This window comes from Mesorhizobium sp. WSM4312, assembly GCF_002294875.1.
GTDB lineage: Bacteria > Pseudomonadota > Alphaproteobacteria > Rhizobiales > Rhizobiaceae > Mesorhizobium.
Map to the genome: position 1 here is coordinate 165,015 of NZ_NSFU01000001.1, position 16,334 is coordinate 181,348.

Consider the following 16,334-nt stretch of genomic DNA (forward strand, 5'->3'; position numbering starts at 1 on the left):
ATGATTGCCTTTACCTGAAACGTCTCAGGCGCTCAGCCGGAATCGGGTGACGTCGATCGCCGCCGCCATCAGCGTCTGCGTGTAGACGTGCTGCGGGTTGCTGAAGATTGCCTCCGTAGGCCCCTCCTCGACGATCTTGCCCTGTTTCATGACGATGATGTAGTCGGCCATGGCGCGCACCACGGCGAGGTCGTGGCTGATGAACAGGTAGGACAGTTCATGGTCCGCCTGCAGCTTGCGCAGGAGTTCGACGATCTGTTTCTGCACCGAGCGGTCGAGCGCCGAGGTCGGTTCGTCCAGCACGACCATCTTTGGTTTCAGGATCATGGCGCGGGCAATGGCGATGCGCTGCCGCTGGCCGCCGGAGAATTCGTGCGGGTAGCGGTTGCGGGCGTTGGGATCGAGGCCGACTTCACGCAAGGCCTCGACCGCGCGCTGGTCGCGCTGCTTGCCCGAAAGATTGGGCTCATGCACCAGCAGCCCTTCGGTGATGACCTGGCCGACGGTCATGCGCGGCGACAGCGAGCCGAAAGGATCCTGGAAGACGAGTTGCATCTGGCGCCGCAGCGGCCGCATCGCCTGGCGGTCGGCTGTCGAAATGTCGCGATCGCCAAAACGAATCAAGCCGTCGCTCGGCAGCAGCCGCAGCAGAGCGCGGCCAAGCGTCGATTTTCCCGAGCCGGATTCGCCAACAATGCCGATGGTCTGGTTACGCTGCAGCCGGATCGAAATGTCGTCGACGGCGCGCAGCATCAGCGGCTCGCCGGCCAGAAACCCGCCGCCGATCCTGAATGTGACCTCGACATGCCTGCCTTCGAGCACCACGGGTGCATTGGCGGGCGGCGGCGCCTTGCTTCCCGTCGGCTCTGCCGCCAGCAGCATCTTGGTATAGGCGTGCTGCGGGTTGGCGAAGATCGCTCCCGCCTCGCCCTCCTCGACCACCTCGCCCTGGCGCATGACATAGACCCGATCGGCGAAGCGCCGGACGATGCCGAGATCGTGGGTGATGAAGACGATGGCCATGCCGAGCTTGCGCTGCAATTCGGCGAGCAGCATCAGGATCTGCGCCTGGATGGTCACGTCGAGCGCCGTGGTCGGCTCGTCGGCGATCAGGATGTCGGGATCGTTGGCGAGCGCCATGGCGATCATCACACGCTGGCGCTGGCCGCCGGACATTTCGTGCGGGTAGGATTTCATCCGCCGTTCGGGATCGGGAATGTGCACCAGCCGCAAGAGCTTGAGCGCCTCTTCGCGCGCCTCGGCGGCATTCAGGCCGCGATGCCGGCGGATCGGTTCGATCAGCTGATTGCCGATCGAATAGAGCGGATCGAGCGAGGTCATCGGCTCCTGGAAGATCATGCTGATCTTGGCGCCACGCACCTTGTTCAGGTCGGATTTACTCAGCGTCAGCAGGTTGCGGCCGCGATAGTCGACGCTGCCCGTGGCCTCGCCGTTCGAGGCGAGCAGGCTCATCGCCGCCATCATGGTCTGGCTCTTGCCGGAGCCGGACTCGCCGACCACGGCGACGGTCTCGCCGGCATTGACGTGGATGTTGATGCCCTTCACCGCTTCGACCGCGCCGTCGAGCGTGCGGAAGCGGACACGCAGGTCCTTGACGCTGAGGATCGTTTCGGGAGTGGCCATGTCAGCGGTGCCCATCTTTATCGATCTCTCGGGTCGAGCGCGTCGCGCAGGCCATCGCCGACGAAGTTCAGCGCAAACAGCGTCGAGACGAGGAAGAAAGCAGGAAACAGGAGCAGCCAGTTGGCGGTGCCGATGTTCTTGGCGCCGACCGAAATCAGCACGCCCCAGCTGGTCATCGGCTCCTGCACGCCAAGGCCGAGGAACGACAGGAAACTCTCCAGGATGATGACCTGCGGCACCAGCAAGGTCATGTAGATGACGACCGGGCCGAGCAGATTGGGGATGACGTGGCGCAGCAGGATGCCGCGCTGGCCGACGCCCATGGCTTCCGCCGCCTGGACATATTCCTGGCGGCGGATCGACAGCGCCTGGCCGCGCACGATGCGCGCCATGTCGAGCCACAGCACCGCGCCAACCGCCAGGAACATCAGCACGAAGTTGCGGCCGAAGAACACCACCAGCATGATGACGAAGAAGATGAACGGCAAGGAATAGAGCACATCGACGATGCGCATCATCACCTCGTCGATCCTGCCGCCGGAGAAACCCGCGGCGGCGCCATAGATCACCCCGATCACCACCGCGACGACGCCGGCGAGCAGGCCGATGGCCAGTGAGATGCGACCGGCCATCAGCGTGCGCGAGAGCAGATCGCGGCCGGTGTTGTCGGTGCCGAACAGAAAATATTGCTGCTTGACCGACGCGCTCATCGTCACTTCCAGACCGTCGGGCGACTTGCTCTCGATCTTGGTGTCGTCAAAGGCATCGGAGCGGTCGAGGTAGCGGATGTTGCGGTCATCGATCGGCTTGGTCGACTTGACTGCGACGAAGACCTGATTGCCCTCCTGGTGCCATTCCTTGATATCGACCCGCATGCGCTTGATCGCATCATTGAGCGCGGACTCGATCATGTCGGGCTTCGGATAGGCTGTCAGGCTTGGCGGCATGCGCACATAGTCGGCATAGATGGTCGTGTACTGATGCGGCACGAACCAGGGGCCAAACACGCTGACGAGCCCGATCAAGGCGAGGTAGTAGAGGCTGAACATGGCGGCGCGGTTGGCCTTGAGACGCGCCCAGGCATCGCCCCACAGCGAGCGGCCGACGATAGCGGGAGCAGTGGCTGCGATGTCAGTCATAGCGCACCCTCGGGTCGACGACCGCGTACATGACGTCGACGATCAGGTTGAAGACGATGGTGAAGATGGCGATCACCACCACCGTTCCCATCACCAGCGTGTAATCGCGGTTGAGCGCGGCATCGACGAAGTAGCGGCCGACGCCGGGAATGGAGAAGATCGTCTCGACTATGACGGAGCCGGTCAAAAGGGCCGCCGCCGCCGGGCCGGTGAAGGAAACGATCGGCAGGATGGCGCCGCGCAAGGCGTGTTTGACCACAACCGACCAGTCGGAAAGGCCGAGCGCGCGGGCGGTGCGGATGTGATGGGATCGCAGCGATTCGATCATGGAGCCGCGCATCAGGCGGGCGACGATGGCGATCTGCGGCAAGGCAAGCGTCAGCACCGGGCCGACCTTGTTGATGAAGGCGCCATCGCCCCAGCCGCCGATCGGCAGAAGTTTCCAGGTCAGGCCGAAGAGAAGCTGGATCACCGGCGCGATGACAAAGGTGGGGATGGTGCTGCCGGCCGTGGCCAGCGCAATCACCGTATAGTCGCCAAGCTTGTTCTGGTTGAGCGCGGCGATGGAGCCGAGCACGGAACCGAGCAGCAGCGCCAGGATCAGGGCCGAGGCGCCGAGCTGCACCGAAATGGGCAGGCCCTTGGCGAACAGTTCGGTGACGGTGAAATCCGGCATGTTGTAGCTCGGGCCAAAATTGCCGCGTAAGAGATTGCCGAGATAGTGGACATATTGCAGCCAGAGCGGATCGTTGAGGCCGAACTGGGCTTCAAGGTTGGCTTTGATCTCGGGGCTCAGCCCCCGCTCCTGGTTGAATGGCCCGCCTGGCGCGACGCGCATCAGGAAGAACGCCATCGTCACAATGACGAACAGCGTCGGTATGGCGGTCAAAAGCCGCCGGAATACGTATCGCAGCATCGGTGCCCCACTTGATCCGGAACACGCCTGTCCGATGGGACCATTGTGCTCCAGCCTTCAAATCTTCGCACCGGATTTTCCGAAAATCGATTGCGCTTCCCGGCCGATGCGATGGCAAACCAGCACCGCCGCGCACGACGTGCGCGGCGGCTTGGCCAGGGATCAGTCCTTGCTGACGAAACGCGACGGATGGACATCCATCACATTGTCGACGAAGCCATGCAGCTTCGAGGACACGATGTCGTGGTAGCTGTAGTAGAGCAGCGGGATCTGGCCGACATCGTCGACGAGAATGCGTTCGGCCTCGGAGAGTTCCTTCATGCGCTCCTCGGGCTTGCCTCCGGCGGCGGCTGCCTTGTCCATCGCTGCTTCATAGGCCGGGCTGTTGTAGTTCGAGTAGTTGTTGCCGCTCGCCTTGCGCGAGATGCCAAGGAAGGTTTCCGGATCCTTGTAGTCGGCGATCCAGGCGGCACGCGCCACGTCATAGTCGCCCTTCTGCTCGAGGAAGGAGTAGTGCGTCTTGGTGTCGGTGTTGAGCAGCGTGACGTCGACGCCAAGCGGCTTCAGCTGCTCCTGGATGGCGACCGCGGTGTTCTTGTGATTTTCCGAGGTGTTGTAGCGGATTTCCATCTTCAGCGGATGTTCGGGCGTGTAGCCGAGTTTCTCGAGGATTTTCTTGGCCGCGTCCTCGCGGTCTATCTGCGGCATCTCGGCATATTTGGCCATTGCGGGCGTGTAGCCCTCGATGCCGGGAGGCACCATCGAATAGCCGGGCAGCATCGAGTTCTGCCAGACCTTTTCGGCGATGAAGTCGCGGTCGATCGCCATCGAGATGGCGTTGCGCAGTTCAGGGTTGTTCCACGGCGCCTTGTCGGTCTTGATGGCGTAATAATAGGTGCCGAGATAGGGGCCGACATGGATCTGGTCGCCGAACTTGGTCTTGAGGTCGGCAAGCTGTTCGGTCGGCAGATCGTCATAGCTGTCGAGTTCGCCTGCCTCGAAGCGCTTCATCGCCGATGAGCGGTCTTCGGTCGGGATATAGTTGACCACGTCGAACTTGACAGTTGCGGCGTCCCAGAATTTCGGATTCTTGACCAGCTTCATGTGGTCGTTGGGAACCCATTCTGCCAGCGTGTAGGCGCCGTTCGAGACGAGCTTGCCGGGCTTGATCCAGTCGGCGCCGAGTTTCTCAATCGAAGCCTTGCTGACCGGATAGGTCGCCTGGTGGGTCAGCATCTCCAGGAAGTAGGGCGTCGGCGCCTTCAGGGTCACTTCCAGGGTGTTGGCGTCGATGGCCTTGACGCCCATGTCCTCGGGCTTGCCTTTCTTGGTGTTGACGTCCTCGGCGCCCTTCACCGGATACAGCATCGAGGCGTATTCGGCCCCGGTCGCCGGATCTTCCAGCCGGTGGAAGGCGTAGACAAAGTCGTCCGCCGTCACCGGGCTGCCGTCCGACCACATGCCGTCCTTGCGCAGCTTGAAGGTGTAGACGGTGCCGTCATCCGACACCGTCCAGCTTTCGGCGGCGCCCGGAATGAGGTTTGCCTTCTCGTCCTGCATGACCAGTCCCTGGAACAGGTCGCGCAGCACGTTGGCTTCATACACCGTCGAGGTCTTGTGCGGGTCGACCGACTCCGATTCGGCGGCGGTGCCCCTGTTATAGACGCTCTCGGCGAACGCCGGCGAGTAGAATGCGCCGGCGGCTACCGCCATGGTGGCGGCGAATACCGTCGCCTTCAGCATGTTTTTCAGCATGAAGTTCTCCCTGTCGGCGCTGCCCGCGGCGCGCCTTTGAGTGTTGACGCCCCGGAACCGATGCCTGGTTCCTTTGAGCGTGCCGCCGGTTCCCCCCGGCAGCTGGTGGCAGGAGACTAGACAGGAGGTAAGCTCTTTTCAACCGAGTACTGATTGACCCTAAGTCAATCCTCAAAAACGAAGAAGCAACAGCTAAATTAGAACGGCATTTTCAATCGCGCGCATCCCCAGGTTGCACCCAGAGTTTTCGCTTTCTGCATGCGAACTTTGGCAAGCTGGTATCATGGTACAGAATCTCATTTCCAGGCTCCGAAGACGTGCGTTCCGAACAGACAATTCGGGAACGTCGGCGGTCGAGTTCGCCCTGCTGTCGCCGATTTTTATCCTTCTTCTGCTCGGAATGGTTGCGTACGGTATCTATTTTGGTGCTGCCAACTCGATCCAGCAGATCGCGGCGGATGCCGCCCGGACGGCTATAGCCGGGTTGAATCAGACCGAGCGGCAGACGCTCGTTGCCGCCTTCCTCGCCAACAATGCCGGTGGTTACCCCTTCGTGGACGCCAGCAAACTGACCTACCAGGCCAATGATAGCGTGGCCGACGGCAGCCAGTTCGTGGTGTCGGTCTCGTACGATGCACACAACCTGCCGATCTGGAATCTCTTCCCGGGCATAGCCATGCCAGGGACCACCATCAAGCGTCAGTCAACGATCAGGGTTGGGGGTATCTGAATGCTGCAGCGTGCGGGCAAGGGCATCGGCCGGCTTGCACGGTCCATGATGGGGGACAGGAAGGCGAATTTCGCCGTCATGACCGCGCTGAGCGCGCCGGTCGCCCTGGCGCTGGCCGCGGTGGCCATCGACGAAGCCTCCATCTACTCCGAGCGCCGGCAGGCCCAGGCGATGGTCGATCTGGCGGCGATCACCGCAGCCTCGAACATCAACAATGTCAACACGGCGGTCGTCACCACGCTCACCGACAACGGCATGCCGGGTGTCGTGGTTCAAGCCTCTGGCCAGACCATTGCCCCGGCCCTCGGCAAGACGGTGGTGACGGTCACGCAAGGCCGATATGCCTCGACGACCACCAATGTCACCCAACGCTTCCAGGCGGGCGTGACACCCTACAATGCGGTACGTGTCACACTGGCGAAAGTCCCCACCCGCTATTTTGCAAGTTCGCTCATCCCCACTCCGGTCATCGGCACCCAAGCCACGGCCAGCATGACGCCGCAGGCGGCATTCTCGGTGGGGTCGAGACTGCTCAGCGTCAATGGCGGCATCCTCAATGCTTTGCTGAGCGGGCTCCTCGGCGGCAACATCTCGCTCAGTGTCATGGACTATAACGGGCTGATCTCGGCCGATGTCAGCGTCTTGTCCTTCATCAGTGCGCTCGCCACACAATTGAACATCACGGCCGGCACCTATTCGGACGTACTGGCCTCGAAAGCGACTGTCGGCCAGATCGCCACCGCCATGGCCAACGTCCCCGGCCTCGGCAACACGGCCAAGGTCGCCCTGCAGACAATCGCCTCCAAGTCGACCAGCACGGTCAAGATCCCGCTCAGCAGCCTTGTCGATCTCGGCTCCGTCGGCAGCCTGGGCCTTGGGCAACAGCCGTCCGGCTTCGGCGTCGATGCAAGCGCCATGGGAATGCTGACCGCCGCCGCCGTGCTCGCCAACGGCACCAACCAGGCCGCGATCGACCTCGGCGCCACCATACCTGGACTGCTCTCGACCAAGCTCAACATCGCCATCGGGCAGCCGCCGCAATCCTCGCCCTGGCTCGCGGTCGACGGCATCGGCACTGTCGTGCGCACCGCCCAGACGCGCATCAAACTGACGGCCTCCGTCGGTGTCGGCACGCCGGGCCTCGGCGGCGGCATCAGCCTGCTCGCCGTCAACCTGCCGCTCAATGTCGAAGTCGCCTATGCCGAAGCCAAGCTGACCGACATCAGCTGTCCGACAGGACCTTCCAGCATCAGCGTTTCGATCGCCGCGCACCCGGGCGTTGCACAGCTTAACCTGGCCAACAGCAACAATCCCTCCGGCTTCGCCGATTTCAGCCAGCCGCAGACCTTCTCCGACGCCGACATCGCGGATGTGAGCCTCCATCTGCTGCTGATCAACATCCCGCTGATCCAGGTGATGGGGTCGGCAGCGACCGCGATCACCAACAACAGCCCACAGACCTTGACCTTCAACGCAACCGACATCACCAACAAGACGGTGAAAACCGTTTCGACGCGCAACATCTCGCAGTCGCTCACCACGTCGCTGGTCAACAACCTGTCGCTTTCCGCCAATGTGCTTGGTCTCGGTATCGATCTCAGTTCCCTGCTCGGAACGGTCAAACCGGCAGTGGTGACCCTGCTCAACACCGTAACGGCGCCCGTCGACGACTTGCTCTACAATGTGCTGTCCGCGCTGGGTGTCGGCGTCGGCCAGGCCGACATACGCGTCACCGGAGCGACCTGCGGCCGGGCGGTACTCGTTCAGTAAGGTTTTCGTGGCCAAGCGGGTCGCCTGGCCAAGGCGCCGTCGAACGGCCAGTCAGTCGAGCCGGCCAAGGAAGCAACCGAGAGCCGGCAGCGAAAGCGCTTCCTCCTCGCCGGCAGCGGTGCCAGCCAGGACGGCGGCGACAGCGCCAATATCCGGTGGCAAGGGCCAATTCGCCGGCTCTCCAGCGAAATTGAAGACGCAGAGCAGTTTCTGCCCACCGCCTTCGCGGATGAAGGCCAGCAGGTCGCCTTCGGCGTCGAGAAAGCGGATCGAACCGCTGACCAGCGCCGGATGGCGCCTGCGCAATGCGAGCGTCGAACGGTAGGCGGACAACACCGAATGGTCGCTGCCGTTCTGCACATCGGCGGCGCGGGCGCGATGGCTGGCGGGGACCGGCAGCCAGGGCTTGCCCGTCGAGAAGCCCGCATTGTCGGCGCCGGCTTCCCAAACCATCGGCGTGCGGCAGCCATCCCTGCCCTTCACACCGGGCCAGAAACGGATGCCGACGGGATCGCGCAGATCCTCATAAGCAAGCTCCGCCTCCTCCAGGCCGAGTTCCTCACCCTGATAGAGGCAGATCGAACCGCGCAGGCAGGCGAGCAGCATGATCGAGAATCTGGCCACCGCCTCGGCATCGCCATCCGGCCCTGTCCAGCGGCTGACATGGCGCACCACGTCATGGTTGGAAAACGCCCAGCAGACCCAGCCGTCGGCAACCGCATGTTCGAAGGCCTCGACGCAGCCGCGCACATGCGCCGCCGAAAATTGCGGACCGAGCAGGTCGAAGGTGTAGCACATCTGCAGCTTGTCGCCGCCGGAGGTGTAGGCTGCCAGCGTCTGCAGCGAGCGGCCCTCGTCGCCGATTTCGCCGACGGCGGCGCGGTCTGGATATTCGTCGAGCAGCGCCCGGAAACGCCTGAGGAAAGCCAGGTTCTCCGGCTGCGTCTTGTCGAACAAATGCTCCTGGTAAAGGTAGGTGTTGGTCTCGCCATTGGTGCCGGCGACGCTCGACGCCAAGGGCGGATTGCTGCGCAGCCAACGGTCGTGGACATAATAGTTGACGGTGTCGAGCCGGAAACCGTCGACGCCGCGCTCCAGCCAGAAGCGCACCGTGTCCAGCAGCGCGTCCTGGACCTCCGGATTGTGGAAATTCAGATCGGGCTGCGAGGCGAGGAAATTGTGCATGTAATATTGCCGGCGGGTCGAATCCCACTCCCAGGCCGGGCCGCCGAAGACGGACAGCCAGTTGTTGGGCGCATTGCCGTCGGGTTTCGTATCGGCCCACACGTACCAGTCGGCCTTGGGATTGTCGCGGCTGGCGCGGCTCTCGATGAACCATTCGTGTTTGTCGGATGAGTGCGACAAGACCTGGTCGATGACGATTTTCAGGCCCAGCCGGTGCGCCTCGGCGACCAGAGCGTCGAAATCCTCCAGCGAACCGAACATCGGATCGACGTCGCGATAATCCGAAACGTCATAGCCCATGTCGGCCATCGGCGACTTGAAGAAGGGCGATAGCCAGACGGCATCGACGCCGAGCGAGGCGATGTGGGCAAGTCGCGCGGTGATACCCCTGAGATCGCCGCTGCCGTCGCCGGTCGTGTCCTGGAAGGAGCGCGGATAGACCTGGTAGATAACGCAGCCGCGCCACCATTCGGCCGCCTGCCCCGCAACGTCATCGGCCATCACGAACCCTTCCTGGCGCGACCCTTGGCGGTCCGGCGCGAACTGGTTTTTTTCGCATCGGATTGCCCGAAGCCCGGCTGCCACTTTTCGGTCCGATGCTCTGCGATGAAATGGACGCTGCGGCCCGGCAGCGGCCGCATAAGGTCGATCGCCTGCGTCTCGATCGCCGGCTGCCATCGGAAGCCTTCCCGCACGGGCAAGGTGAAGACGCATTGGCGACGATCGCCATTGATCATGACGGCAAGGCGGTCGCCGCCCGCATCACCCAACAGCATGACGAGGCGGTGTCGGGCGGGGTCGTTCCAGTCCGTCTCGGCAAGCGGCATGCCGGTCTCGGTCAACCAGGCGACGTCGGGGATGCCTGTCGCATCGGCCGGTTGTCCTGTCAGGAAATCGGTATCCGACAAAGCGGGGACGGTACGGCGAAGCATGCCGAGCGCCGATGCGTAGCGCTCCAGCGCCTGGTCGCGGCCGGCCCAGTCGAGCCAGGTGATGGCATTGTCCTGCGCATAGGCATTGTTGTTGCCCTTCTGGGAGCGGCCGAACTCGTCGCCCGCTGTCAGCATGATGGTGCCGCGCGAGGCAAACAGCGTGGCGAGCAGCGCGCACTGGTCGTCGAAGCGCGCCCTGGTGATCGCCGTACTGTCCGTCTCGCCCTCGGCGCCATTGTTCCAGGACAAATTGTCGTTGTGGCCGTCGCGGTTCTGCTCACCATTGGCCGCGTTGTGCTTGCGCTCATAGGCGACGATGTCGGCCAGCGTCATGCCGTCATGGGCGGCGATGAAATTGAGCGTGCGGCTGGCCGGCTGGCCGGCCTTGCCAAAAACATCGGACGAACCGGCAAGCCGCGTCGCCAGCGCTCCTACCGCGCCGGCATCGCCTCGCCAGAAGCGCCTGGCGTCGTCGCGATAGCGGTCGTTCCATTCGAGGAAGCGCGGCGGGAAGTTGCCGAGCTGGTAGCCGTCAGGACCGATATCCCAGGGTTCGGCAACCAACACGCGATCGGCAAGGACGGGATCGCCGGCGATCGCCGCGAGCAAGGGCGCCGCGGGATCGAACACGCCGTCGACGCGGCCCAGCACCGGCGCCAGATCGAAGCGGAAGCCGTCGACGCCGGCATTGCAGACAAAATGCCGGAGGGTGTCGAGCACCATGTCCCGCACCGCCGGATGATCGCAGGCGACGGTGTTGCCTGTGCCGGTGTCATTGACCAGCCTGCCATCCGGCTGGTGCCGATAGTAGGCCTGGTTGTCGAGGCCGCGCAGCGACAGCGTCGGCCCCAGCCGGTCGCTTTCGCCCGTGTGGTTGAAGACGAGGTCGAGGATGGCGCCGATGCCGGCCTTGCGCAGCGCCGCCACGGTGTCGCGCAATTCCCCGAGGCCGCCGGGCGCAAGACGCGGGTCGAGCGCCATGAAGGTGACGGGATTGTAGCCCCAGGCATTGCTCAGGCCCAGCGGCGGCAGGTGCCGCTCGTCGATCGACGCCGTCACCGGCATCAGTTCGACGGCCGACACGCCGAGCCTTTGCAGATGCTCGATGACGACAGGATGAGCAAGTGCCGCGATCGTACCGCGCCGCGCTGGCGGAATGTCGGGATGCAGCTTGGTGAAGGCGCGCACAGGCACCTCGTAGATCAGGCCGCCCGGTCGAAACAGCGGCGGCAACACAGGCACCGCTTCGGGCACGGCTTTCGCCAGGGTCTTGGGCATCAGCGGCGCGGTGTCTGCGCCCTCATTGCGCCGCGCGGCGAGCCGCCAGTGATAGGCGTATGGCCGGTCGATTTCGACGGCATAGGGATCGGTAAGCAGCTTGTCGGGGTCGAACCACAACCCGCGCTCGGGCGCATAGTCACCGTCGGCGCGGAAGCCATACCGCGTCCCCGAGGCAAGGCCGGGAACGAAGAGCGCATGCACCCCCTCGCCTTCCGGCTGCAACTCCAACCGGTCGAGTTCGCGGTTTCCCTGCCCGTCGAAGATCGACACCCAGAGGCGGCGCGCCGACGAGGACCAGACTGCGAAGCGGATGCCCTCGCGGGTGACGGTGGCGCCGAGTTGGGTCATGGGAGCGCCTCACCTTCTCCCCTTGTGGGAGGAGGTGGATCGGCACGCAGCGCCGAGACGGATGAGGGGTGTTGGAAGGAATAAGGCGCCGGTGTTCTGGGCGTCGGTTTGCGCCAAGCTGGAGCACCCCTCATCCGTCCGAGCTTCGCTCGGCCACCTTCTCCCACAAGGGGAGAAGGGGGAGCCTCCGCCTCCACCCTCAAGTAATCACGCTCGGCTTGTTGCGGCCGGTGTGGCTCTTGATCCCGGCAATGTCGTCGGCGGCCGCGATGAGGTCGGCAAGGGCTGCCTGCGTGTCGAGATCGTGCCTGGCCTTGTCCGGCTCGTAGCGCTCGATGTACACGCGCAAAGTCGCGCCGGACGTGCCAGTGCCGGAAAGCCGGAAGACGACGCGCGAGCCACCTTCGAACAGGATTCTGATACCCTGATGCTCGCTGGTCGAACCGTCGACCGGGTCGTGATAGGCGAAATCGTCGGCCTTGGCGATCTTCAGGCCGCGCACGCTGGTGCCGGGCAGCGAGCCGAGCTTCGCACGCAGTTCATCGACCAGAGCGTTGGCGCGGTCGCTCTCGACCTCCTCATAGTCGTGGCGGGAATAGTAGTTGCGCCCATAGGCCGCCCAGTGCTCGGTGACGACCTGCTTGCAGCTTTCGCCCCGCGCGGCGAGGATATTGAGCCAGAGCAGCACCGCCCACAGGCCGTCCTTTTCGCGCACATGGTTGGAGCCGGTGCCGGCGCTCTCCTCGCCGCAGATCGTCGCCATGCCGGCATCGAGCAGATTGCCGAAGAACTTCCAGCCGGTCGGCGTCTCGTAGATAGCGATGCCGAGTTTTTCGGCGACACGGTCGGCGGCGCCACTGGTCGGCATCGAGCGGGCGATGCCCTTCAGCCCGTCCTTGTAGCCGGGCGCCAGACGGGCATTGGCGGCAAGCATCGCCACCGAATCCGACGGGGTGACGAAAATGCCCTTGCCGATGATCAGATTGCGGTCGCCGTCACCGTCGGAAGCGGCACCAAAATCCGGCGCGTCCGGCCCCATCATCTCGTCATAGAGATGCTTGGCGTGCACCAGGTTCGGATCCGGATGATGGCCGCCGAAATCCGGCAGCGGCTTGAAGTTGCGGCAGGTGCCGCTGGGCGCGCCAAGCCGGTTCTCGAGGATTTCCTTGCCATAGGGACCTGTCACCGCATGCATGGCGTCGAAGCGCATGCGGAAGCCCGATTTGAACAGTCTGCGCAGCGCGTCGAAATCGAACAGGCTTTCCATCAGCTCGGCATAATCGGCGACCGGATCGATGATCTCGACCGTCATGCCGGCGGCCGTGACGGTGCCGATCGTATCGATGTCGATCGGATCGATGTCCGATGTCTTGAAGCTCGAAATCGCCTTGGTCTTGGCAAAGATCGCATCGGTCAGCTTTTCCGGCGCCGGGCCGCCATTGCCGGCATTGTACTTGATGCCGAAATCCTCATGCGGGCCGCCGGGATTGTGGCTGGCCGACAGGATGATGCCGCCGAAGGTCTTGTATTTGCGGATGACATGCGAGGCGGCCGGTGTCGACAATATGCCGCCCTGCCCGACCATCACCTTGCCGAAGCCGTTTGCGGCCGCCATGGCGATTGCCTTCTGGATGACCTCGCGGTTGTAGAAGCGGCCGTCGCCGCCGATCACCAGCGTCTTGCCCTTGAAGCCGTCAAGCGCGTCGAAGATCGACTGGATGAAGTTCTCGGCATAGTGCTCCTGCTGGAACACGGGCACCTTCTTGCGCAGGCCCGACGTGCCGGGCTTCTGGTCTGAATAGGGCTTGGTGGGGACGGTCCGTATCATGCTTCAGGCAACCCTTTTCGAAAGCAGCAGGCGATAGAGTTCAAGATATTTTTCCGCGCTCTTGTCCCATGACACATCGCCCTTCATACCTTGGCGCTGGATGGTCTCGAAGGCCGCGGGATCGGCGTAGGCATCGACCAGGCGGCGTATGGCGTGCAGCATCGCGCCGCCATTGTTGGGAGCGAATTGGAACCCTGTCGCCACGCGGGCCGCCATAGCCGCTTCGTTGGCGTCGATGATGGTGTCGGCAAGGCCGCCGGTGCGGGCGACCACCGGCACGCAGCCGTAGCGCAGGCCGTAGAGCTGCGTCAGTCCACAGGGTTCGAAGCGGGACGGGATGATGATGGCGTCGCAGCCGCCCTGCATGGTGTGTGACAACCCTTCGTCATACCCGATGACCACGCCAATGCGGCCACGGTGGCGTGCGGCGGCGGCAAGCAGCGCGCCTTCGAGGCCCGCGTCACCGGAGCCCAGTATGGCCAGCCGCGCCCCAGCCGCGACGATGCCATCGATCACCGTCGCCAATATGTCCATGCCCTTCTGCCAGGTCAGCCGGCTGATGACGCAGACGATCGGGCTGTCGTCGCGGTCGAGGCCGAAACGCTCCTCCACGGCCGCCCTGTTCGGCGCCCGTGCCTTGAGCGTTGCGGCCGTATAGTTCGACACCAGATGCTTGTCCGTCTCCGGATCCCAGATGGCGGTGTCGATGCCATTGACGATGCCATAGAGATCGCTGGAGCGCATGTTGATCAGGCCGTCGAGTCCCATGCCGAATTCCGGCGAACGGATCTCCTGCGCATAGGTCGGGCTCACCGTGGTGATCGCCCAGGCCGCCTGCAGGCCAGCCTTGAGGAAGCCGACGCCACCATAATATTCGACGCCGTCAAGCGCCATCGCCACTGCCGGCAGGCCGAGTTCGCCGAAGATGCCGGCGCCGAACTGTCCCTGGAAGGCGAGATTGTGGACGGTCATCATCGACGGCGTGCCGACCGCCTTGCCGTAGCGCATATAGGCCAGCGTCATCGCCGACTGCCAGTCATGGGCATGGACGATGTCGGGCAGGTAGCCCGAGATGGCGCCGCCGGCGATATCGGCGCCGGCCTGGCTCAGGGCCGCGAAACGCCGCCAATTGTCCGGCCAGTCGGCGCCCGAAGCATTGCCGTAGGGACCGCCGGGACGGTCGAACAGATGCGGCGCGTCGAGCACGAAAAGGTCGAGCCCGGCAAGCTCGACGGCATGGATAGAGGCCTTGCCGCCTTGCAACAGCGGATATTGGTAGACGGCCTTGCGTTTCTTGAAGCCCTCCATCACCGCGGGAAAGCCTGGAATGAGCGTGCGCATGGTCACACCCTTGGCCGCCAGCGCGACGGGCAGCGCACCGGTCACGTCGGCAAGCCCGCCGGTCTTGATCAGCGGGAAGATCTCGGGCGTGACCGACAGAACCTGCATGCGTCTATCCCGATCCTGTCCAATTCTTTGTTTCCAGGCAATTCCCGCACGGAAACCCGTTTCGCACTTTTCGCGGAATTGCTCTAGAGCCCGAGTTTGTTGATCATGTCCTGCGTGACCAGGCAGATGCCCTTCTCCGAAACGCGGAAGCGCTTGGCGTCGAGCACGGGATCCTCGCCGACGACCAACCCCTCCGGTATCCTAACACCATGGTCAATGACGACGCGCTTCAACTTTGCGTTCCGGCCGACATGAACGTCGGGCAGCATGACCACCTCTTCCAGCGTCGAATAGGAATTGATGCGCGCGCCGGTGAAGATCAGGCTCTTCTTCAGCGTCGCGCCGGAGACGATGCAATCGCCCGAGACCAGCGAGGAAACGGCCGAGCCGCGCCGGCCATCCTCGTCATGGACGAATTTTGCCGGTGGCTTCAACTCGGCGTAGGTCCAGATCGGCCAGTCGCGGTCGTAGAGGTCGAGCTCCGGCGTCACGTCGGTCAGGTCGATATTGGCTTCCCAATAGGCGTCGACCGTTCCGACATCGCGCCAATAGGCTTCGTTCTCGGCGGTCGAGCGCACGCAAGATTTGGTGAAACGGTGCGCGATCGCCTTACCGTGCTCGACGATATAGGGGATGATGTCCTTGCCGAAATCGCGGCTTGAGCCCGGCTCGGCGGCGTCGCGGCGCAACTGCTCCATCAGGAACTTGGTCCTGAAGACGTAGATGCCCATCGAGGCCAGGGCGAAGTCCGGATTGCCCGGAATGCCGGGCGGATCGGCCGGCTTTTCGACGAAGGCGATGATGTTGTCCTTGGCATCGACATGCATGACGCCAAAGCCCGTCGCCTCCATGCGCGGCACTTCGAGACAGCCAACGGTGACGTCGGCATTGGCGTCGACATGCTGACGCAGCATCATCTCGTAGTCCATCTTGTAGATGTGGTCGCCAGCGAGGATGACCATGTATTCGGGGCCGTAGGCCTCGATGATGTCGATGTTCTGGTAGACGGCGTCAGCCGTGCCTTCATACCACTGCGTTTCCGAGACGCGCTGGCTGGCCGGCAGGATGTCGAAGCTTTCGTTTCGTTCCGGCCGCAGGAAGTTCCAGCCGCGCTGCAGGTGGCGGATCAGCGAATGCGCCTTGTACTGGGTGGCGACGCCGAGGCGGCGAATGCCGGAGTTGAGCGCATTGGAGAGCGCGAAGTCGATGATGCGCGTCTTGCCGCCGAAATAGACCGCCGGCTTGGCGCGACGGTCGGTCAGTTCCTTGAGGCGGCTGCCACGGCCGCCGGCCAGTACATAGGCCATGGCATCGCGCGCCAGCGGCTGGGTCCGTTTCAAGTCTGCCATTTCTACCC

The 16,334-nt window shown here is 63.6% G+C and carries 11 protein-coding genes; 2 read left to right on the top strand and 9 right to left on the bottom strand.

The window, feature by feature from the left end; translation table 11 throughout:
• Positions 1-24 precede the first annotated feature (24 nt).
• The 4 genes from CK228_RS00810 to CK228_RS00825 all read right to left on the bottom strand — a co-directional run bounded on the left by CK228_RS00810 (position 25) and on the right by CK228_RS00825 (position 5,454).
• Positions 25-1,644 (bottom strand): ABC transporter ATP-binding protein, encoded by a 1,620-nt coding sequence (locus tag CK228_RS00810; RefSeq protein WP_095770949.1) that lies wholly within the window; start codon positions 1,642-1,644, stop codon positions 25-27.
• 17 nt (positions 1,645-1,661) lie between these two features.
• A complete protein-coding gene (locus CK228_RS00815) occupies positions 1,662-2,783 on the bottom strand; it encodes an ABC transporter permease subunit (RefSeq protein ID WP_095786555.1) in 1,122 nt (373 codons plus the stop codon).
• Positions 2,776-3,699, bottom strand: coding sequence for an ABC transporter permease subunit (locus CK228_RS00820; RefSeq protein ID WP_095770814.1), 924 nt, complete (start codon positions 3,697-3,699; stop codon positions 2,776-2,778). The genes CK228_RS00815 and CK228_RS00820 overlap by 8 nt, the downstream gene beginning before the upstream one ends.
• A 162-nt stretch (positions 3,700-3,861) precedes the next feature.
• Positions 3,862-5,454, bottom strand: a complete 1,593-nt coding sequence (locus tag CK228_RS00825) for a peptide ABC transporter substrate-binding protein (protein ID WP_095786556.1) — start codon at positions 5,452-5,454, stop codon at positions 3,862-3,864.
• Positions 5,455-5,737: 283 nt separating this feature from the next.
• On the opposite strand from CK228_RS00825, the gene CK228_RS00830 reads away from it, so the two are divergent.
• Positions 5,738-6,184, top strand: coding sequence for a TadE/TadG family type IV pilus assembly protein (locus tag CK228_RS00830; protein ID WP_095770816.1), 447 nt, complete (start codon positions 5,738-5,740; stop codon positions 6,182-6,184).
• On the top strand, positions 6,185-7,954 hold the full coding sequence (locus CK228_RS00835; protein WP_095786557.1) for a TadG family pilus assembly protein: 1,770 nt from the start codon (positions 6,185-6,187) through the stop codon (positions 7,952-7,954). It abuts the gene before it with no gap.
• A gap of 51 nt (positions 7,955-8,005) precedes the next feature.
• On the opposite strand, the gene CK228_RS00840 is transcribed toward CK228_RS00835, so the two are convergent.
• The 5 genes from CK228_RS00840 to glgC all read right to left on the bottom strand — a co-directional run bounded on the left by CK228_RS00840 (position 8,006) and on the right by glgC (position 16,326).
• The gene (locus CK228_RS00840; RefSeq protein WP_095786558.1) at positions 8,006-9,640 is read right to left on the bottom strand and encodes an alpha-glucosidase family protein; all 1,635 of its coding nucleotides are present in this window, start codon (positions 9,638-9,640) and stop codon (positions 8,006-8,008) included.
• Positions 9,640-11,700, bottom strand: a complete 2,061-nt coding sequence (glgX, locus tag CK228_RS00845; protein WP_095786559.1) for a glycogen debranching protein GlgX — start codon at positions 11,698-11,700, stop codon at positions 9,640-9,642. The genes CK228_RS00840 and glgX overlap by 1 nt, the downstream gene beginning before the upstream one ends.
• A gap of 199 nt (positions 11,701-11,899) precedes the next feature.
• On the bottom strand, positions 11,900-13,528 hold the full coding sequence (locus tag CK228_RS00850; RefSeq protein ID WP_095786560.1) for an alpha-D-glucose phosphate-specific phosphoglucomutase: 1,629 nt from the start codon (positions 13,526-13,528) through the stop codon (positions 11,900-11,902).
• A gap of 3 nt (positions 13,529-13,531) precedes the next feature.
• Positions 13,532-14,977: a glycogen synthase GlgA gene (gene glgA, locus CK228_RS00855; RefSeq protein WP_095786561.1), complete on the bottom strand. Its 1,446-nt coding sequence runs from the start codon at positions 14,975-14,977 to the stop codon at positions 13,532-13,534.
• 83 nt (positions 14,978-15,060) lie between these two features.
• Entirely contained in the window at positions 15,061-16,326 is a 1,266-nt protein-coding gene (gene glgC, locus CK228_RS00860) for a glucose-1-phosphate adenylyltransferase (RefSeq protein WP_095770822.1), read from the bottom strand.
• Between the last annotated feature and the right edge of the window lie 8 nt (positions 16,327-16,334).